We start from the raw sequence: 20,199 nt of genomic DNA, 5'->3' as shown, positions 1-20,199 counted from the left end.
CAGTAAAAGGCGCTAATTCCTGTAGCGCACGAACGTTTAAAGTCCTGATGGAAATAACGAAATTAATACCCTGATGACTAAACCGCGTAAAACGCTTTTCCTGAAATCTACGAGGTTGCTCTGAATATCAACCCCTGTCGGGCATTAAAAACTATTCCATCTGACTCAGCTCACCACATTAATTGGCTCGCCCTGAATAAAGGCCACGATATTGGTCATCACGCCAGCCACCAGATTCTCCACGCCGCTGCGACTTGCCCAGGCGATGTGCGGTGTCAGCAGCAGAGTTGGAAGATCCGCCAGCAACGGATTATCCGGAGCGGGCGGCTCGCTGCTCAGCACATCCAGCGCCGCACCACCAATCAGCCCCTGCTTTAACGCGGCAGCAAGATCGGCTTCGTTAATCAGTCCGCCACGTGCCGTGTTTATCAGCAGCGCCTGTGGCTTCATTTTATCCAGCGCCTCGCGATCAATCATCTGGCGGGTGCTGTCACTCAGCGGGCAGTGCAGCGAAATGATGTCGCTGGTCGCCAGCATCTGCTCAAAGCTGATATAACCGTCACGCACCCTTTCACTGCCTTTTCGCTCGGCGTACTGCACCTGCATTCCCAGCGCCTGGGCCAGCCTGCCGACCGCCTGGCCGATGTCGCCTTTGCCCGCGATGCCCAGCGTGGCACCGCCAATATCCCCTATCGGCTGATGATGCACACAAAAGTGCTTAGCCTGGGGCCAGTCGATGCGGGTATTGCTGGCATAAGCCATCAGCTGACGGCGCAGGGCAAAAATCGCGGCTATCACCGCCTCTGAAACGCTCTGAGTTGAATAGCCTGGAACATTACTGACCACGATGCCGCGTGCGCGGCAGGCATCAAGATCGATACAGTCATAGCCCGTCGCTGCGACACAGATAAAACGCAGTTCAGGCAGTTGTTGCAGTGTGTCAGCCCGCAACGGCACTTTATTGGTGATAGCGATCGTTGCGCCCGCCAGCGAAGACACAATGTCATCAGCCTTGGTCTGCGCGCGAATCTCCCAGTCAGCCTGCTGTTGACCGGTCGGCAGGGGTACGGGCAGCGTGTCACCATCCAGCATTACAATTTTCATTTTTTATTCCTTCATTGGGTTTGGTTAAACCGCAGGCGAATGATTAATGTTATTTGTATGTGCACCGCGAGTAACAACTAAGTTAAATGATGCTGAAATCAAAGTGAAAATGTTCAAAGAGTGCGAATTTTTTCGGAACAGATGCCACTTTATTTAACCCTTTTATTCCCTTCGCGTTACACTGCCGCCCTGAATTCTGACCTCATACGACCGTTGAAATCATGCCGGGATCTTCACTCAGACAACGACTCACCGCCGGTATTGCGATACTGGCCGTGCTGCTGTTGTTTGTTGCACCGATGATCTCAAAGAATCTCGCTGAACATCATGCCAGGATGCAAGGCGCTTCGATCATGAGCGCAGAGATGCCGATGATGGATCATCACAGCGAGATGTCGATGGCGGACCACGGGATGATGATGGGCCCGGGCTTTGCCTGTGGCTACTGCGATCTGCTGGTGCATGTTCCGCTGATGCTCTGGGTTTTTATCCCGTTTATCTGGTGGATGTGCCTGATCAGCCGCGCCCCGCCGCCAGCGGCTATCAATCCACCCCAATGGCAACGGCTGTTGCGTCTTCATCGACCGCGCGCGCCACCCTTTATCGCGTCACACTCACTGCTTACTAATCCGATTGCGTGACAACGTCACCTGATCGTCTTTGTCTTTTGAAAAGTGTGGAATGCTATGTCCTCTTCTCAGGAAATGTCCCCTGCACCGCGCGGCACGGTGTTTAATCTCTTTCGCCGCCTGCATTTTTATATCGGCCTGTTTATTGCGCCGTTTATTTTTGTCGCGGCACTCACCGGCACGCTCTACGTTCTGACACCGCAACTGGAACAGGCTATCTACCATGATGCCCTGACCACCGACGCGCAGGGTGTGGCACAACCGCTGTCCGCCCAGATTGCCGCTGCGCGAGCCCGTGCCGGTGAATCAGCACGCATTTACGCTGTGCGTCCGGCACCCGGCCCGCAGGATACAACCCGCGTGCAGTTTGCCGAGCCACAGCTTGGCCCATCGGAATCACGATCGCTGTTTATTGACCCCTACACCCTGCAGGTGAAAGGCGATATGACGGTGTATGGCACCAGCGGTGTGCTGCCGCTGCGCATGTGGCTGGATCAGCTGCATCGCGGCCTGTTGCTGGGTGATTTTGGCCGAAACTACAGTGAACTGGCAGCCTCCTGGCTGTGGGTCGCTGCGCTGGGTGGGATTGTCTTATGGTCCGGCACCCGGCCGCCGCGCACCCGCAGTAAAGCACGGAGCGGCTTCGCGGCAACCCGTCACTGGCATGTCACGCTGGGGCTGCTGCTGGCAATCGGACTGGTGTTCTTTTCAGTAACCGGGCTGACCTGGTCACAGTGGGCGGGCAATAATATTGAAAAGATGCGCAGCGACTTTGGCTGGAAAACGCCGCAGGTTAATACCGCGCTAAACGGTAACGCGCCCGCTGAAGCCGCCGATCCCCATGCTGACCATCGCGGTGCGATGGAAGGGATGACGATGTCCGGAATGACCATGCCAGCGAAAACCGCTGCGCCTGTGATTCTCAATCAGCCGAATGCCAGCTGGGATCAGGCGCTGGCAGCGGCGCGTCAGGCCGGACTGCACGCGGCGAAACTGGAACTACGCCAGCCTAAGAACGCTGAACAGGCGTGGACGGTTTCGGAGATTGACCGCAGCTGGCCAAGCCAGGTCGATGCGGTTTCAATTAACCCGACTGATTTTAGCGTGGTTGACCGCGTTGAGTTTGCCAGCTTCCCGCTGGTGGCGAAACTGACCCGCTGGGGCGTGGATGCGCATATGGGCGTGCTGTTTGGCCTGCCTAATCAGCTGATTCTGGCGCTGTCTGGCTTTGGACTCTGCACAATGATTGTGCTGGGCTACCGCATGTGGTGGATTCGTCGCCCGGCTGTTCCGCAGCTCAACCCCTCGCAGACGCTGTTATCCGCCTGGCTGGCGCTGCCGCGCTATGCGCAGGGCACCAGTCTGATAGTGATGCTGGCGCTGGGATATGCCCTGCCCGTTATGGGTATCAGCCTGCTGGTGCTGGTGCTGCTGGATATTCAGCGCTGGCGCAGCGCACAGCGCGCCGCGGTCGTTCGCGTGGATGTCGCCCCGGACAAGCAGTCGCCGCTGGCCATCGTCCAGTCGCGTTTTGCCGGGAAGCGCAAAGAGATGCGCTATTTTCTGCGCAGCGTGACGGTGCTGGCGCTGATTGTCATTACGGTGATGGCGAATGCGATGATTGGCGGAGTGATTGATCAGTATCAGATCCCCTTCAGTCACTGGTCGCTGACCATGTATATCACCCAGGCGATGATGATCCTGCTCTACTCCACGGTCTTTACCGGGCTATTGTCGATTCCACTCTGGTATTTCTTCCTCGGTGAGAGCGACGAACAGGGCAAGTAAGCTGGCAAGACGCCGAACACTCTATTATTCAAAATAACTGACGAAGCCGGGCAAAACTCCCGGCTTCTCATTCTCCGCCTGAGGTCTATGATCGTTGTTATGAGTCACTTTATTTGAGAGCAAATCATGAACATTGTGCGAGCTAATCCTGAACAACTGTTTGAGTACGGTCCTTTTACCGTCCGTCGCCAGCGTCCTGGCGAGGCGTTAAGCCCGCTGGTCAGTGTTGATCTGATGTCGCTAAAACTCGATGCCCGGATTCCGATGCAGCAGCATCAGGATGAAGAAGTTTTCACCTACCTGTGGCGTGGTTCGATGCAGCATCAGGACAGTAATGGCGAACGTACCCAGCTCTCTGCAAAACGCGTGATGGTGGTGAACGCGGGTGATGGCGTTCAATATGAAGAGTCGGTGCCGTTATATGAAGCGGAGCTGTTACAGGCGGTTATCCGACCGGCACTTCGGGGCGGTGAAGCAATGACCCAGGTGCTGGAGCGCGATCAGGGCATTATGACCAATGGCTGGACCGAACTGGCCGGGCCGGAAGAGTCTGATGCGCCGCTGGAACTTCGCCAGGAAGTCTACATCTTCGACACACTGCTTGAGCGCAACCATACGCTGGACGTGCCGTCGATGCCGGGCTTTGTCGCTTATCTTACCGTGCTTGAAGGGATTATTCGCGTCGGCGATCTGCGACTGAGTCGCGGTGATGCCGTCAGCGGGCTGGATTCCAGCATTGAGATCGTGGGCGATCGGGATGCCAATCTGGTCTGCTTCCTGGTAAAGCCCGATAATTTTGCATAAAAAAAGCGCGGGAAATTCCCGCGCTCATCTCTTGCTTTAAGCAGATTAAAGCGTGCTACGTTGCTGCATCGCCTGAACCCGTTTATAGGCATGATCGAACTGACGTACATCATCGCGCAGCCAGTGGCGTTGCGTCAGCGGTGCATCATCCAGCGCCTGCGGCAGCGGCACACCCGCCAGCGATCCCCGGCAGCAAAAGGCGCGCGCCAGCGTTGGGGTGGCAATGCCGATATAACGGGCAAATTCAGGTAATGTCATCAATGCTGTACTCATTTCCCACCTCCTGTAAACACAATCTCCCCTGCATTTTCAGGCCAAATCCTGAATGCTTTTATTGATCTGAAACATAGATGTGGTACTAATCTTCTGCCTGCTAATGAGAGCGTTCACCGCGTCTGACGCAAACCGAGAAAGAAGTGAGGAACCCGTGCGCCATTATGGATTGATGATTGCCCTGCTGTTTTCCGGCTTTGCCACCGCCCACACCCTGACCCCTGGTCAGCCTGTACCACCTGTCTTCGTTGCCGATAAAGGCGAAATGGTGCTGAATCAGGGCGACATAAATTATCAGCGCTGGAACAGTCAGACTCTGACCGGAAAAGTGCGTCTGGTGATTCATGTGGCGGGTCGTCTCTCAGCGAAGGATCAGAGTGCACGATTAATCGAAGCCATTCAGCAGGCCAGCCTGCCGCGTGACCGTTTTCAGACCACCACCATCGTGAATACTGACGATGCGCTGCCTGGCAGTGCCATTTTTGTGGTGCGCAGCATCGCTTCCAGTAAAAAAAGCGGCACCGTGGCAGCAATTCATTATCGACAGCAGTGGCGTAACCGCGCACAGCTGGCATCTTAAGCCGGAAAGCGCGTCCGTGGTGGTGATTGATCCGGCAGGCATTGTGCGCTTTGCTAAAGATGGCGCATTATCTGCGGAGGATGTCGCCAGCGTGATGAAACAGCTGCGCGCATTACTGGGTTAATTCACGCATAATGCTCGTCCGGCTATCGCCGCAAAACGCGGAAGGCTGCTGAATTCTCCGACATTTTTATTATCGTGAACTACTCTTAGTTGTAATGGATTAACCCGCCGTTCTTTGAAAACCTGCCAACTATGCTATGGCAGTCGGGGACGATTATTGAAGATGGCATCGAATCATTCGACCTGCTGTGACTTCCTCTGTAGATAAGGACAGCCATGATGACGGTCTGTGCAGAACAACACGTCAATTTCATACACAGCGATGCAGCCAGCCTGTTGAACGACATTGAGCAACGGCTTGATCAGCTTTTACCGGTTGAAAGCGAACGTGACTTAGTGGGCGCTGCCATGCGCGACGGTGCGCTGGCACCAGGAAAGCGTATCCGTCCACTGCTGTTGTTGCTGGCAGCGCGCGATCTGGGCTGCAACGCCACGCCTGCCGGCCTGCTCGATCTCGCCTGCGCGGTAGAGATGGTGCATGCCGCATCACTGATTCTGGATGACATGCCCTGCATGGATGATGCGCAACTGCGTCGCGGACGTCCGACCATTCATTGCCAGTATGGTGAACATGTCGCGATTCTGGCCGCGGTGGCCCTGCTGAGTAAGGCATTCGGCGTGGTTGCTGCGGCAGAAGGCTTAACGGCAACCGCCAGAGCCGACGCTGTGGCAGAATTATCCCACGCAGTCGGCATGCAGGGGCTGGTACAGGGGCAGTTTAAGGATCTCTCCGAAGGTGACAAGCCACGCAGTGCTGACGCCATTCTGATGACCAATCACTATAAAACCAGCACCCTGTTCTGCGCCTCCATGCAGATGGCCTCTATCGTGGCTGAAGCCTCAGGTGAAGCCCGCGAACAGCTGCATCGTTTTTCGCTTAATCTTGGTCAGGCTTTCCAGTTATTAGACGATCTCACTGACGGCATGGCCGACACCGGTAAAGATGCCCATCAGGATGAGGGGAAATCAACGCTGGTGAATCTGCTGGGACCACAGGCGGTTGAAACGCGACTGCGCGATCATCTGCGCTGCGCCAGCGAGCATCTGTTATCGGCCTGCCAGGACGGTTATGCCACACACCATTTTGTTCAGGCCTGGTTTGAGAAAAAACTCGCTGCCGTCAGTTAAGGATGCTGCATGAGCCACTTTGCGGTCATTGCACCGCCTTTCTATAGCCATGTGCAGGCGCTTCAGCACCTTAGCCAGGCCTTAATCGCACGCGGACACCAGATCACTTTCATCCAGCAGACGGACGTTGGCGCGCTACTCACCGATAGCCGTATCGGCTTTTTCCCGCTGGGTTTAGCCTCGCATCCGGCGGGCAGTCTGGCACATACCCTGCAACTGGCGGCGCATCCTCTCGGCCCCTCAATGCTGAAACTGATCAATGAGATGGCCCGCAGCACCGATATGCTCTGTCGTGAACTGCCCGTGGTGCTGAGCACCCTGGCGATTGATGGCGTGATTGTCGATCAGATGGAGCCTGCCGGTGCACTGGCGGCAGAAGCGCTGAACCTGCCTTATGTTTCGGTTGCCTGTGCGCTGCCACTTAACCGTGAAGCGGATTTCCCGCTGGCCGTGATGCCGTTTGACTATGCCAGGACCGATCAGGCACGGGAACGCTATCGCACCAGTGAAAAAATCTATGACTGGCTGATGCGACGTCACGATCGGGTGATCGCCCGCAACGCTCATGCGATGGGATTAGCACCACGGGAAAAACTGCATCACTGTTTTTCACCGCTGGCGCAGATCAGCCAGCTGATCCCGGAACTGGATTTTCCCCGCCAGGCGCTGCCCGATCATTTCCATTCGGTTGGCCCGCTGCGTACCACTGAACAGGCATCCGCCGCATCTCAGCCTCGCTACTTCCCGCATGGCGACAGACCGCGCATTTTTGCTTCACTCGGCACGCTGCAGGGACATCGCTACGGCCTGTTTAAAACCATCGTACGCGCCTGCCAGGAGATCGATGCTCAGTTATTGCTGGCGCATTGCGGTCGGTTGTCACCTTTCCAGGCGGAGAAACTGGCGCAGGCCAGCCATGTTCAGGTGGTCGATTTTGCCGACCAGGCGGCTGCACTGGCGCAGGCCGATCTTGTCATTACGCACGGCGGCATGAATACGGTGCTGGATGGGATTAACCACCTGACGCCGCTGCTGACGATCCCGCTGGCCTTTGATCAGCCGGGTGTGGCTGCCAGAGTGGTCTGGCACGGTATCGGACGTCGCGCCTCACGCTTTACCACCAGCCACTCCATGGCACGTCAGCTCCAGACCTTACTGGCTGATGAAAGCTACGTTCAGCAGATGAAAACGCTGCGTAGCGCACTTCGTCAGGCGGGCGGAACCACCCTGGCGGCGGACATCGTCGAACAGGCGATGCTGACCCGCCAGCCGGTGCTCACCAGGAGACACTATGCCGCGGTATGATCTGATTCTGGTGGGTGCGGGACTGGCCAACGGGCTGATCGCCCTGCGCCTGAGACAGCAGCGGCCCTCCCTGCGCATTCTGCTGATTGACGCCGAACGTGAACCGGGTGCCAATCACACCTGGTCGTTTCATGCGGAAGATCTCACCGAAACGCAGCATCGCTGGATCGCTCCGCTGGTAGTACATCACTGGCCTGGCTATGAGGTCCGCTTTCCCCAACGCAGTCGCAGCCTGAACAGTGGCTATTTTTGCGTGACTGCGGAGCGCTTCGCGCAGGTCATCCGCGACAGGTTTGCGCCGGATCTGCTGCTGAATACCCGGGTTGCGAGCATCGCTTCACGCGCGGTTACGCTGGACGATGGCCGGGTGCTGGAGAGTGACGCAGTGATTGATGGCCGTGGCTACCAGCCCGATGCCGCGCTGCGCATGGGCTTCCAGTCATTTGTCGGACAGGAGTGGCAGCTCAGCGAGCCACATGGCCTGACCGCGCCGATCATCATGGATGCCACGGTAGATCAGCAGGCAGGCTATCGCTTTGTCTACAGCCTGCCCTTTTCTGCAGACACCCTGCTGATTGAAGATACCCACTACATTGATAACGCCACGCTGGAAGGCGATCGCGCCCGTCAGAATATCCGCGCCTATGCCGCGCAGCAGGGATGGCGATTAGACCGGCTGCTACGCGAAGAGCAAGGCGCGTTACCCATTACGCTGACTGGCGACGTGGCCGCCTTCTGGCAGAAACGCGATCTGCCCTGCAGCGGTTTGCGTGCCGGTTTATTCCATCCCACTACTGGCTATTCTCTGCCGCTGGCGGTCGCGCTGGCTGACCGGCTGGCGCAGATGCAGACGTTTACCTCTGAGACCCTGCACGCCACCATTCAGCAATTCGCCAGTCAGGCCTGGCAGCAACAGCGCTTCTTCCGCATGCTGAACCGTATGCTGTTTCTGGCGGGCCCGGCTGACCAGCGCTGGCAGGTGATGCAACGTTTTTACGGCCTTCCCGAAGGTCTGATCGCCCGTTTTTATGCGGGAAAACTCACTTTGCCTGATCGGCTGCGCATCTTAAGCGGCAAGCCCCCGGTCCCCGTTCTGGCGGCGTTACAGGCTATTATGACTCCTCACCGTCAACAGGCGATGCAATGAATAGAACTACAGTAATTGGCGCAGGCTTTGGTGGTCTGGCTCTGGCAATTCGCCTTCAGGCGTCAGGCGTTCCCACCCGACTGCTGGAGCAGCGTGACAAGCCGGGCGGCCGGGCTTATGTCTATCAGGATCAGGGCTTCACGTTTGATGCCGGCCCCACGGTAATCACCGATCCCAGCGCCATTGAAGAGCTGTTCACCCTGGCGGGTAAAAAAGCTCTCTGACTATGTCGAGCTGATGCCGGTGAAGCCGTTTTATCGCCTCTGCTGGGAGTCCGGCAAGGTGTTCAGTTATGACAACGATCAGCCCGCGCTGGAAGCGCAGATTGCCGCGTTTAATCCGCGTGACGTTGAAGGATATCGTCGCTTTCTGGCCTATTCCCGAGCGGTGTTTGCTGAAGGCTATCTGAAACTTGGCACCGTGCCGTTTCTGTCATTCCGCGATATGCTGCGGGCCGCGCCTCAGCTGGCAAAACTTCAGGCATGGCGCAGCGTTTACAGCAAAGTGGCGAGCTACATTGAAGATGAGCATCTGCGTCAGGCCTTCTCTTTCCACTCACTGCTGGTGGGCGGAAATCCGTTTGCCACTTCCTCAATCTATACCCTGATTCATGCGCTGGAACGTGAATGGGGCGTCTGGTTCCCGCGCGGTGGCACGGGCGCGCTGGTGCAGGGCATGGTGAAACTGTTTGAAGATCTGGGCGGCGAAGTGGAGCTCAATGCCAGCGTTGCCCGGCTGGAGACCCAGGAAAACAGGATTACCGCGGTACACCTGAAAGATGGCCGGGTCTTCCCAACCCGCGCGGTTGCCTCCAACGCAGATGTGGTTCACACCTACCGCGAACTGCTGAGCCAGCATCCCGCTTCGCAGGCGCAGGGACGATCACTGCAAAACAAACGCATGAGCAACTCACTGTTTGTGATCTATTTTGGCCTGAATCATCATCACGATCAGCTGGCGCACCACACGGTCTGCTTTGGTCCGCGCTATCGTGAGTTGATTGATGAGATCTTTAACAAAGATGGCCTGGCAGAGGACTTCTCGCTCTATCTGCATGCGCCCTGCGTGACCGATCCCTCACTGGCGCCGGAGGGCTGCGGCAGCTACTACGTGCTGGCGCCAGTACCGCACCTCGGCACCGCCGATATCGACTGGGCCGTTGAAGGTCCGCGCCTGCGCGATCGCATTTTTGACTATCTGGAACAGCACTATATGCCGGGCCTGCGGAGCCAGTTGGTCACGCATCGCATCTTCACGCCGTTTGATTTCCGCGATGAGCTGAATGCGTATCAGGGCTCGGCCTTCTCGGTGGAGCCGATCCTGACGCAAAGCGCCTGGTTCCGGCCTCACAACCGCGATAAAAATATTAATAATCTCTATCTGGTCGGTGCAGGTACCCATCCTGGCGCGGGTATTCCAGGCGTGATTGGCTCGGCCAAGGCTACCGCAGGATTGATGCTGGAGGATCTGGCTTGAATAGTCCGTCACTGCTCGATCATGCCGTAGACACCATGGAGGTGGGATCGAAAAGCTTTGCCACCGCGTCAAAACTGTTTGATGCCAAAACCCGACGCAGCGTGCTGATGCTCTACGCCTGGTGCCGTCACTGTGATGATGTGATTGACGATCAGGTGCTGGGATTCAGTAACGATACGCCATCGCTGCAATCCGCCGAACAGCGCCTGGCGCAGCTGGAGATGAAAACGCGTCAGGCCTATGCCGGATCCCAGATGCATGAGCCCGCCTTTGCGGCCTTTCAGGAGGTGGCAATGGCACACGATATTCTGCCTGCTTACGCTTTTGATCATCTGGCGGGCTTTGCGATGGACGTGCATGAGACACGCTATCAGACGCTGGATGATACGCTGCGTTACTGTTACCACGTCGCGGGCGTGGTTGGCCTGATGATGGCGCAGATTATGGGCGTACGCGACAACGCCACGCTGGATCGCGCCTGCGATCTCGGTCTGGCGTTTCAGCTGACCAATATTGCGCGCGATATCGTTGAAGATGCTGAAGCGGGACGCTGCTATCTGCCCGCTGCGTGGCTGGCTGAAGAGGGGCTGACCCGAGAGAATCTCGCCGATCCGCAAAATCGCCAGGCACTCAGCCGCGTCGCCCGTCGGCTGGTGGAAACAGCGGAGCCCTATTATCGATCGGCGTCGGCTGGCCTGCCGGGTTTACCGCTGCGTTCAGCGTGGGCGATTGCTACAGCGCAGCAGGTCTATCGTAAAATCGGTATGAAGGTGGTTCAGGCGGGTTCACAGGCGTGGGAGCAACGCCAGTCCACCAGCACGCCAGAGAAACTGGCACTGCTGGTGGCGGCATCGGGTCAGGCAGTTACTTCCCGGGTGGGGCGTCACGCTCCACGCTCCGCTGATCTCTGGCAGCGCCCCGTTTAACGCCATGACGTTCTCGCAGCGTCGCCTGCAGTTTTGACAGCGGCGGCGCGTAAAGAAAGCCAAACGAGACACAGCCCTCTTTGCCTCGTACCGCATGATGCATGCGGTGCGCCATATAAAGCCTGCGTAAATAACCCCGGCGCGGAACATAGCGGAATGGCCAGCGCTGATGCACCAGGCCGTCATGCACAATAAAATAGAGCAGGCCGTAGAGCGTCATACCCGCGCCGATCCACTGCAAGGGCCAGACACCCGTGCTGCCCAGATAAATGAGCAAAATCGACAGAGCGGCGAACACTACGGCATAGAGGTCATTAACCTCAAACCAGCCTTTATGCGGTTCATGATGTGACAGATGCCAGCCCCAACCCCAGCCATGCATAATGTATCTGTGCGCCAGTGCAGCCGTTATCTCCATTCCGATAACAGTGACCAGAACAATCAGGGCATTCCAAATCCACAACATAGTTTCTCCCGAACATGCATCCTGCAAAGTGGCGCAGAGGTTCAATTTTAACAGAGATTGGGGAAAACAGCGGGTCGGGTTGTGCCGGTTTTAACGATTGCTGCAGGAGATAGCCCGGATAATGATTTTGTCAGCGCTCAGGGTAGAAACATGTGGCGCATTCAGCATGCATTACACCGTCCCCACCTGTAATGCACCGTCTGAACAACCTAGTTATAAACCAGGTTAAAGGTCACCGTGCTGTCCGCTTTGCCCGCCATAACCTGCCCGTCGGTCTGAATATATTGCGCGTTAAACGCCATCGACTTCGTTTGATTGGGTGAGGAGATCGTCGTCAGCACCGGCAGTTGATCGGTCGGCACATTCAGAGGGACCCGCTGGCCTTCAGGAACCTGCAGGCCCGACCCATAGGTCAGGGCAATGCCCACACCTGAAGCAGAGTTGCTCTGTGGCGTCAGGCTAAGGGCATCCTTATCACCCGCAGTAGTCATACCGAAGAAGCCCACTTTAACCGCTGCACTGTGTTCACACATCACCTGAATCTGAAAACCTTTTTCACTTCCCGCCCGGCTACCGATACCGCTAAACTCTGCCTTACTCACTTTTCCCATCTCCACATTAATCACGGACTGGGAGGTGACAACGGCACAGCTGCCATATTGCACGGTAAAGCTGGAGAGGAAGATCTGCGGCTTATCATTGATCGGCTGACTACTGGCTGCACTATCCCCCACCTTTAAGCTGGCATTGCCAATATTCACCTCACCGACGTTGGCCGGTTGATTGCCTGGATTAAGCGGCGATTGCTGGCCCGGGATTTTATAGAAGACCACATAGGACTGAAGTGTAATGTCATGTGCAGAATTCAACTGTGGGCCGGTATGGGAATTACAGATCGAGCTGATTTTGCCCTTGCCGCTGGTATCAGAGAAGGTACCGGCGCACCAGGAGGGCTCCCTGAAACCAATAGCGAATCCGATGCTATCTACTCCCGGCACACGATATATTGGCGTATTATGACCGCCCGCAATATTCGTCTGTAAGCCGGACTCTTCGGCGTTAATCTCAAACCCCAGATCCTTGTAGTTATAGCCCTGCTCACCGCTGTTTCTATTGCAGGTAAAGGCATTACTGCTTTGCAAAGGCATCTGCGCCGAGATGGCCGTGCCATCGGCTGCGCCCGGCACATAGTTGACGTTTTGCACCTGTACCACAACCTGACTGATACCCTGACAGGACTCCTGCCCCAGCGCCTGCAAACAAACCAGCGCCGGGATCATCAGTATGATTCCTGTCATTAATCGCTGAACTGATTTCATCTTAAATTCCTGTGGATTACTGACAAACCGCAGAGACCAGCCTGACCGGGTTAGAGCCAGTGGCGGCTGGCAGGCGGAACGGTGCGCGACAGCTTTTCTGCCCTCCCTCATCCTGCCAGTTCACTTCGATGATGCCCTGAGCCGGTACACCGCTCAGATAAAATTCCCCTTTTTCGGCCACGATGCCGCTGGTACTGCTCTCTTTACCCGCGGCAGCAAGTGCGACCTGGCCAGCCGCACCGAAGGGCGGAAAAGTATCCTGCCAGGTAAGGGTGAACAACACCCTGTTACCTACGTGGGTGGTATAGTCGGTCATCACAATTGCTCCACGCGTAGGGATAGCCTTTTGCCCATCCAGTTCGACGTCAACGTTGTCGGGCAGCGTATCCGTTTCCAGTTCGATAGCGTTTTCCTGGTAGGGCGAGAGTGAAGGCACAATCGCATAGCCGCGGCCATCAGTGACCACTTTGCTGCCGCTCTGGATGCCCACATCTGCCGTATCCGGTACCCGAACAATCGCGAAGGTATCGCCCAGCGGCTGGCTCAAAGTAATGCCGTGTTCATGCGCGACGATCCCACCCGACAGGCCATAGTTAAACTGGCTGCTGTGTCGATCGTGACTGACCCCGACACTGACGCTGCCGCGACTGCCGCGATAGTCCAGCGAGCCGTTGCTGTTCACGTTCTGTCCCTGACTGTCATGGCCCTGTTGCAGGTTGTAGTGCAGGTTATCGTCCTGCAACGCGCTGCCCGAAAGACTGACCTGCTGAGACACATCGCCATCATTGGTGGCATTCATGCTGTAGCTGACGAAGCTGTCTGGCAGCAGCGCGCTGAAGGGGATGGAGACATTAAAAGAGACCGCGCGATCAGCTTTACGGGCACTGGTCGAGTCGTTGTAAAACCAGGCAATGCCCCACGAAATGGCGTTGTAATTGCTGTAGAAGCCCAGATGTAATGTGCGATCTTCATTGTCTGATCGCCAGTAACGCTGAACATACGCGGAGGCACTGAGGCTGCCATAATCACCGATACCCTGAGAGACTGAAATCTCCGAGCGACTGCGTTTGTTAGCCACATAGCTTGCCGGACTGGTCATCGCATTGGCCTGGCTGAAGGCGTAAAAACCGCTGGAAGAGTAGCGATAGCTTGCCATGCTGAAGGTCGTATTGGTGGAGGAGAAATTTTTCTGATATTGCACACGCACCGACTGACCACTCCGGCTTTGTCCTTCCGGCATACGGGTTTTTGCCAGAGTCATATCGGTTCCCAGCGAGCCAAAATCGCCCAGGCTTTTACCCAGGCCCGCCGCCACAGCGTGATAGTTTTGCGCGAGTTGCACGCCACCAAAGGCGGTAAAGTCATGCGGCAGTCCGTAGAACAGCGTGGATTGCACAAACTCAGGCGAACGCAGGTTGCTGCTGCCTGAGTAGTGATAACGACCGCTACTGACGCTGTATTTCAGATGGCCCTGACGCAGCATATAAGGCACGGCAGAGTAAGGCTGAGTGAAGGTGCGCACCGAGCCATCACTTTCATGAATGGTAATCTCAAGGTCACCGCTCTGGGAGGTGGGATAGAGATCTTTGATTTCGAACGCACCCGGTGCGACCACGGTTTCATAAATCACATAGCCGTGCTGGCTCACCGTAACCCGCGCATTACTATGGGCGATGCCGTGGATCATCGGGGCGAAGCCGCGCTGGCTTTCCGGCAGCATGGTGTCATCAGACATGATCTGCATACCGCGAAACTGCACGCTGTCAAAAATATCGCCGGACGTATAGGTATCCCCTACCCGAAACTGGCTTTTCAGCGCCTTAAGATCCCGCTCCAGAAATGAGGTCTGAGACTGCCATTGACTGGCCAGATCGTAGCGCCATGTGGACGTGTTACGCAGCCGCCATGCACCAAGATTGGCCCCGCTGCGCAGGCTGAGTAACGTCGAGTTCCAGCGGTCACTGTGATTGCGGCTACTGCTGCCAGACAAGGTATAGTTCACAAAAGCAGCCGATACCCCCTCATCCCAGCGTGCTGGATTGACATAATCGCGATCTTTCACCATCAGCGCGATCTGTGGAATTGAAAGGTTTAACTGCTGATGCGCGAAATCAAAGTGGGTCGATGCATCGGGAATGAAATCGCCTAACTCTTCGATGGCCTCATCTTTCTTCAGATTAGTGAGCGCGGAAAAACCGTTGACGTTCACCCCCATCGCGGCCAGCTCTGCCACCGTCAGTTGCGGAACCAGCCCGGCTCTGCCCTGTACGAAGCTGACATCGCGGCTATCAATAACTCTGTTGTTGAGCAACAGCGTGACATGATAAGTGCCGGGTTGCTGTCCGCCCTCACGAGCAAAATAGTGGAGATCGGTGGCGTGATGTTGATCGGATGAGAACTCCAGTGCCGCCGGGTCAAAATAGTCATCCGCACGAGCACCACGCAGCGGGCAGAACAAAATCAGCATTAACCAGGGAGAGGCGTAAAGCGGCTTTGCGTACCTTCTCTTTCCTCTCTGAGCGTGCTGATTAACTTTCACTGATGATGGCCCCGGGTTTAAAACAAAATAAATTACAAATAACAACTAGCGCGTACGTTGTTCGGTAATGCCGCCATAGTCGTTGATTGCAGACCAGCTCACTGCGCCGGAATCAGCGACGCGCCAGTGCCGATCTTCTCCAGGGCCAATCATGCCAGGATCCTGTATCTCGTGATGATTAACGCTGAGCGAATAAAATGAGACAAAGTAAGGCGTTGGGTTATGCGCAATCAGCTGATTGCCTTCATGGCGGAATGAGAGTTGCTGCCAGGCATCAGCCGGATTACCCGGCAAATCTTTTGGCCGATAAAAAAGCTTAAATTTCGATTTAATATTGACCTGAAGCTGGTTACTTTTATCGCGCGGCGTCGGTGAAATAGATTTCACATTCAGCCAGAATACCGATTCACGATCTTTCGGCAGGGGCATCCCCAGATAATTAATCCTTAACAGATTCTCTTTTTCCGCATCAAGCCGGAATAGCGGTGGCGTAACAATAAATGGTACCCGGGAATGATTATTTTGATCAAAGTTCTCTATCCAGGATTCAACCAGATACGGCGTATTTTTATCCTGATTGGTAACCGAAAGTGTTGCCTCCTTTTTTGCCTTCCACAAAAATAACACGCGTCCCTCCCATTACCACACCCGCATGGGCAGCCATGCCCAGCATGCACGCAGAAAAGAGTGAAATAAGTCTTATTACCTTAAACATAGATATTTGTGCCATCGATATTTCGGAGGGGAAGCAGGGTTACCCCTGCTATTAATCAGTTATAAATCATCACAAAGTTAGAGACTGAGTTGGCAGCACCGACAGCAATCGGCGCACCATCACTTTTATAATCGGCAAAGAAATTTAAGTCCGCAGAACCGCCCTCGTCAGCCGTTACCAGGCTGACCGCTTTGGAGACGGATCCGATAGCAATCGGTGTGCTGCGGTCAGCTTCATAAAGTTTAATTCCTACGCCGGACGCACCACCGCTGGTGACTTTCAGCAGGGAGTTGTCACCGCTATCTTTATCGCCATCAAACAGCACAGCCACGGTTTTAACTGATGAAGGACAATCCTTAACAGAGATAGTGAATGGCGTTTCTGTAGTTTCGTTACGGCTTTCGAAATACGATTTCGCCCATTTACCTAAATCAACGCTCTGGTTTTTACTGGCGGTAGAAACGTCACAGGAAACATCGGTAATTTCGCCGGTAAATTTCACTTCACCACCGGCACCCTGTGTACCGGCTGCTGCTCCCGGATTAGGAGTAATCGGTGATGGGCCATCAGCAGGCGTTGCTAATGCTGATCCGGACACCATAAGGCCAGCCAGTGCCACGGGCAGAATATGTTTTCTGATATTCATCAAACCTGTCTCTTTTAATACATGCAAAGTGGCTGCAATGAGTCACCTGATGGATAAATATGCATTTACAGAAATGCGCCAACATAACAACCTGAGGTTTATTATGTTGCTGCTATATTAGCCTCTCTCGGCTATATAAAAATTAAACGAGACGTTCAGGTTCTTACACAGAAGAGATACATTGGTAGCCTTCCTTGATCTACATCACTTTAAGAAGGTAAAAAAGATTATTTATTGAAAAACTATTTTTACTAAGACGGCACTTAATATAAACCTTAAATATATATTCATTCCAGAATGCGAATATATAAGTTGGCCGCCGTGAAAATTATGCAGTGCCGGAAATTCTCAGCGGTGATTAGCAGCGGCTCACCTCGGGTTTTACATCATTAGCCACACCAGGTTTTCGACTTGCGTGATTTTTACTGATGCCGCGAGCCAGTCAGCTCAAAGCAAATCGTGACCTATGGGAGTGCGAAAAGCGTGGCGTGCCGCGGTCATTAACTGACTGGCGGTGACGGTCGTGGGTAAGCGCATCAGAATTTTGCTCGCCTGCCAGTAACAGAGCAGCATAACCTCATCCTCCTCTTTTTCAGCCAGTTCATGCAGGCGGGCGCGCAGTGATAACACATCAATGGTCTGCTGCTCGTCAAGCATGTCAGAAATCGTCTGATTGATGACGTGATGGAGAGTTTTCCAGGTGAGATCGGTATGCAAAATTAACCTCTTCTAACGCTTATCAGCTCCGGGCAAACAAACAGCAGTGAAGCAGCTTAAATGGCTGCATCCTGCAAAAGATTGCACACTGCTGACAACTATAGCTGTTCGTGGGCGGCTACGCCGTGCCAGCAGTTGAAAATGCCAAAGTTGGCAATTCTAACGACTAATGGACCTGCCTGTCGCGTATTACACGCGACTCATCAGCTGATTGCTGTTTTTTGTAACAATTGCAGCTGATTCTTAACTGGCTGATGTCAGAGGGATTTGCCAGGGTAAACAGGTTTCCCGTCTCGTTAATGTTCAAGGAGTTGTCGATGAGTCAGCACGCTGATGTACTGGTATGGGGCCACGGCCCTGAGATATTTGAAGTCTTTCTGGAACCCACCTGTCCTTTTTCGGTGCGCGCCTTCAATAAATTCGAGGCGTTACTGGCGCACGCGGGTGAAGAGAACATCACCCTGAAGATCCGTCTGCAATCACAGCCGTGGCACCTCTATTCCGGGCTGATAGTGCGCTATATCCTTGCCGCCGCCTGCGAAAGTAAAGAGGCCGCGAAAAAGGTGATGCAGGCGGTGGCCGATCACCGTGAAGAGTTTGAGTTCACAGATCACTGTACCGGTCCGAACCGCGATGCCACGCCGAATCAGATCCTCGCCCGCCTGAAAGATTACAGCGGCGTGAATGCCAGCGCCGCGTTTGATCAGCCCGACCTGCAGAACGCCATTAAATGGCACTGCAAGTATGCGCGTCAGAACGGCATTCACGTTTCACCAACCTTTATGGTTAACGGTCTGGTACAGCCCGAAATCAGCAGCGGTGACGATATAGCGCACTGGGCAAGCTTTCTGATTCGTTAATCTTAGTGCGCGGCTGTGCCTGGCCGCGCCAGACTGAGTCTCTCCTTTGCGACCCCACTCACGCGCAAACTCAATATCCTGATAATTAAGCCTGTTTTCCCATGTGGAGGCCGGGTAAGCTGTACCGCTATCAGCAGCAGACGGTGGGATTAAAGCCGCTGCTGTTGTTCATCTTAACGGCACCGCTGGCCTGCATGGCGATAACCTGACGTTACGCCGGGCCCGCACGCCTAATTCATTGAGGATTTGCTGATGACGATGACGCTGCAACAACTGCAGGACAAATATCCGGGTGCCTTCACAGATGCATTTGGTGACTCCCCGGAATTAGCCAGCGAGCTCGCAACGCTGATTATTGCCGGTAAGAAAGTGGCCACCTGCGGGTCGTTGCGGAGCTGGCAGGATCAGGAAGCATTGCCTCAACCGGGCGGTTACAGCATTGTTCTCAACGGCGAACAGCAGCCCGTCTGCGTGATCCGCACCACCGGATTGTTCCTGACGCGCTTTGACCGCGTGACGCCCGAGATGGCGATGCTGGAGGGTGAAGGCGATATGAGCCTCGACCACTGGCGTCAGGAACATCAGCGCTACTTCGAGCGTGAAGGCTATTTTCACAGCGAAATTGAGCTGATCTTCGAGACGTTCCAGCTGGTCGAGGTAGTCTAAACCGGCACGCTACAGCGTGTTTGCCGCCACCAGCGCAAGCCGCGCAATCCCCCCGCGCGGCAAGGTTCTCAGCCGCCTGGGCTGCGCGCATGCCACTGGCACACACCAGAACCACACGCTGATTGACCGGCGGTTGCCAGGCTGCTATTTGCTGCGGCAGAATTCGCACCACCCGCTCGGCCACACTGATCGGTGCCTCTTCCAGGCTGCGCAACTCCACTATGCAATCATCCTCCATCAGCATGGCCCGATCGATAAAGGGCGTGCCGGGCGCGTCAGGTTCTGGCGCGTCGTCAAAACGAAACTGCCGTACATGCCAGTCAACAAAGTCACAGTGGATCATGCAGCCGAGCGGCGATGGCGTCAGTTTTAACAATACGCTCAGCGCCATCTGCGCCTGCATTGCGCCCAGCGTCGCTACCGCCGGTCCCATTACGCCTGCCGTATTGCAGTTACCCGAGGCCGTGGGCAACTGCGGGAACAGCGCGCGATAGCCAGGCGCACCGCCACAGAATCCGCCAACATAGCCTTTGCGTCCCAGCACCGAGGCGCAGATCAGCGGCAGGCCTGCCGGATAACAGGCGTCGGAGAGCTGATAAGTAATGGCGAAGTTATCCGCCGCATCCACCACCAGATCAATTCCCTCCAGCGCCTGCGGCAGTTGACTGGCGCTTAGCGCGTGTGGATGCGCCTCAACGTGGCAGTCAGGATTGCGCTGCGCCAGCGCACCCTGAGCGCAAAATACTTTCTGCTGACCCACATCGTCGACGCCAAACAGCGTCTGCCGGTGGAGGTTGTGCAGTTCAACCCGATCGCCATCGTAAAGACGGATAAATCCCACACCCGCGCCTGCCAGTAACGGCAGCAGCGTTGCACTAAGCCCGCCTGCGCCCACCACCAGCACCTTTGCCCTGCTCAGCCGCTGCTGCCCCGCCTCACCAATCTCTGGCAACATCGTCTGTCGCTGATAACGCTCCATCGCTGCTCC

General features: G+C 55.4%; 16 protein-coding genes and 4 pseudogenes. 11 read left to right on the top strand and 9 right to left on the bottom strand.

Annotated elements, in window-relative coordinates:
- Positions 1-165: 165 nt before the first annotated feature.
- Positions 166-1,104 carry a D-2-hydroxyacid dehydrogenase gene (locus tag JNO11_RS23250; RefSeq protein WP_179256638.1) on the bottom strand — a complete coding sequence of 313 codons (939 nt, stop codon included), beginning with the start codon at positions 1,102-1,104 and terminating at the stop codon, positions 166-168.
- A 221-nt stretch (positions 1,105-1,325) separates the two neighbouring features.
- Here JNO11_RS23250 and JNO11_RS23245 point away from each other — a divergent pair, with 221 nt between their 5' ends.
- From JNO11_RS23245 to JNO11_RS23235, 3 genes are all read left to right on the top strand, one after another.
- A complete protein-coding gene (locus JNO11_RS23245; RefSeq protein ID WP_010247431.1) occupies positions 1,326-1,745 on the top strand; it encodes a DUF2946 domain-containing protein in 420 nt (139 codons plus the stop codon).
- 45 nt (positions 1,746-1,790) lie between these two features.
- The gene (locus JNO11_RS23240; RefSeq protein ID WP_033773814.1) at positions 1,791-3,521 is read left to right on the top strand and encodes a DUF2534 family protein; all 1,731 of its coding nucleotides are present in this window, start codon (positions 1,791-1,793) and stop codon (positions 3,519-3,521) included.
- A gap of 126 nt (positions 3,522-3,647) precedes the next feature.
- Positions 3,648-4,325, top strand: coding sequence for a pirin family protein (locus JNO11_RS23235; RefSeq protein WP_033773813.1), 678 nt, complete (start codon positions 3,648-3,650; stop codon positions 4,323-4,325).
- Between the two features lie 45 nt (positions 4,326-4,370).
- Here the strand turns inward: JNO11_RS23235 and JNO11_RS23230 are convergent, their stop codons facing one another.
- Positions 4,371-4,598 carry a hypothetical protein gene (locus tag JNO11_RS23230; RefSeq protein WP_010247439.1) on the bottom strand — a complete coding sequence of 76 codons (228 nt, stop codon included), beginning with the start codon at positions 4,596-4,598 and terminating at the stop codon, positions 4,371-4,373.
- A gap of 172 nt (positions 4,599-4,770) precedes the next feature.
- Here JNO11_RS23230 and JNO11_RS23225 point away from each other — a divergent pair.
- The 6 genes and pseudogenes from JNO11_RS23225 to crtB all read left to right on the top strand — a co-directional run bounded on the left by JNO11_RS23225 (position 4,771) and on the right by crtB (position 11,283).
- Positions 4,771-5,302: pseudogene (locus JNO11_RS23225) on the top strand (YtfJ family protein).
- Between the two features lie 218 nt (positions 5,303-5,520).
- Positions 5,521-6,429 carry a polyprenyl synthetase family protein gene (locus JNO11_RS23220; RefSeq protein ID WP_010670731.1) on the top strand — a complete coding sequence of 303 codons (909 nt, stop codon included), beginning with the start codon at positions 5,521-5,523 and terminating at the stop codon, positions 6,427-6,429.
- 9 nt (positions 6,430-6,438) lie between these two features.
- The gene (locus JNO11_RS23215; RefSeq protein ID WP_325178007.1) at positions 6,439-7,734 is read left to right on the top strand and encodes a glycosyltransferase; all 1,296 of its coding nucleotides are present in this window, start codon (positions 6,439-6,441) and stop codon (positions 7,732-7,734) included.
- Positions 7,721-8,881 (top strand): lycopene beta-cyclase CrtY, encoded by a 1,161-nt coding sequence (gene crtY, locus JNO11_RS23210; protein ID WP_325178006.1) that lies wholly within the window; start codon positions 7,721-7,723, stop codon positions 8,879-8,881. The genes JNO11_RS23215 and crtY overlap by 14 nt, the downstream gene beginning before the upstream one ends.
- Positions 8,878-10,357 (top strand): annotated as a pseudogene (locus JNO11_RS23205) (phytoene desaturase). Before crtY ends, JNO11_RS23205 begins: the two are co-directional and overlap by 4 nt.
- Entirely contained in the window at positions 10,354-11,283 is a 930-nt protein-coding gene (gene crtB, locus JNO11_RS23200; protein WP_033780147.1) for a 15-cis-phytoene synthase CrtB, read from the top strand. Before JNO11_RS23205 ends, crtB begins: the two are co-directional and overlap by 4 nt.
- Here the strand turns inward: crtB and JNO11_RS23195 are convergent.
- The 6 genes and pseudogenes from JNO11_RS23195 to JNO11_RS23170 all read right to left on the bottom strand — a co-directional run bounded on the left by JNO11_RS23195 (position 11,222) and on the right by JNO11_RS23170 (position 17,685).
- A complete protein-coding gene (locus tag JNO11_RS23195) occupies positions 11,222-11,749 on the bottom strand; it encodes a sterol desaturase family protein (protein WP_010247467.1) in 528 nt (175 codons plus the stop codon). The two genes, crtB and JNO11_RS23195, sit on opposite strands and share 62 nt — an antisense overlap.
- 209 nt (positions 11,750-11,958) lie before the next feature.
- On the bottom strand, positions 11,959-13,068 hold the full coding sequence (locus JNO11_RS23190) for a fimbrial protein (RefSeq protein WP_325178005.1): 1,110 nt from the start codon (positions 13,066-13,068) through the stop codon (positions 11,959-11,961).
- Positions 13,069-13,084: 16 nt separating this feature from the next.
- Complete coding sequence (locus tag JNO11_RS23185) at positions 13,085-15,535, bottom strand: fimbrial biogenesis outer membrane usher protein (protein ID WP_325178004.1); 2,451 nt, start codon at positions 15,533-15,535, stop codon at positions 13,085-13,087.
- A gap of 117 nt (positions 15,536-15,652) precedes the next feature.
- A pseudogene (locus tag JNO11_RS23180) lies at positions 15,653-16,280 on the bottom strand (molecular chaperone).
- Between the two features lie 97 nt (positions 16,281-16,377).
- Complete coding sequence (locus tag JNO11_RS23175; RefSeq protein WP_033773802.1) at positions 16,378-16,968, bottom strand: fimbrial protein; 591 nt, start codon at positions 16,966-16,968, stop codon at positions 16,378-16,380.
- Positions 16,969-17,415: 447 nt separating this feature from the next.
- Positions 17,416-17,685, bottom strand: a complete 270-nt coding sequence (locus JNO11_RS23170) for a hypothetical protein (RefSeq protein WP_031593389.1) — start codon at positions 17,683-17,685, stop codon at positions 17,416-17,418.
- Positions 17,686-18,002: 317 nt separating this feature from the next.
- Between JNO11_RS23170 and JNO11_RS23165 the strand changes: the two genes are divergently transcribed.
- Entirely contained in the window at positions 18,003-18,545 is a 543-nt protein-coding gene (locus tag JNO11_RS23165; RefSeq protein ID WP_061703399.1) for a thioredoxin domain-containing protein, read from the top strand.
- A 252-nt stretch (positions 18,546-18,797) separates the two neighbouring features.
- Positions 18,798-19,211 carry an ASCH domain-containing protein gene (locus JNO11_RS23160; protein WP_325178003.1) on the top strand — a complete coding sequence of 138 codons (414 nt, stop codon included), beginning with the start codon at positions 18,798-18,800 and terminating at the stop codon, positions 19,209-19,211.
- Positions 19,212-19,220: 9 nt separating this feature from the next.
- On the opposite strand, the pseudogene JNO11_RS23155 reads toward JNO11_RS23160, so the two are convergent.
- Positions 19,221-20,190: pseudogene (locus JNO11_RS23155) on the bottom strand (HesA/MoeB/ThiF family protein).
- Positions 20,191-20,199 lie beyond the last annotated feature (9 nt).

Source organism: Pantoea sp. 1B4, assembly GCF_016925765.1.
GTDB classification, from domain to species: Bacteria; Pseudomonadota; Gammaproteobacteria; order Enterobacterales; family Enterobacteriaceae; genus Pantoea; species Pantoea agglomerans.
This window is presented reverse-complemented; position numbering and strand designations above follow the sequence as displayed.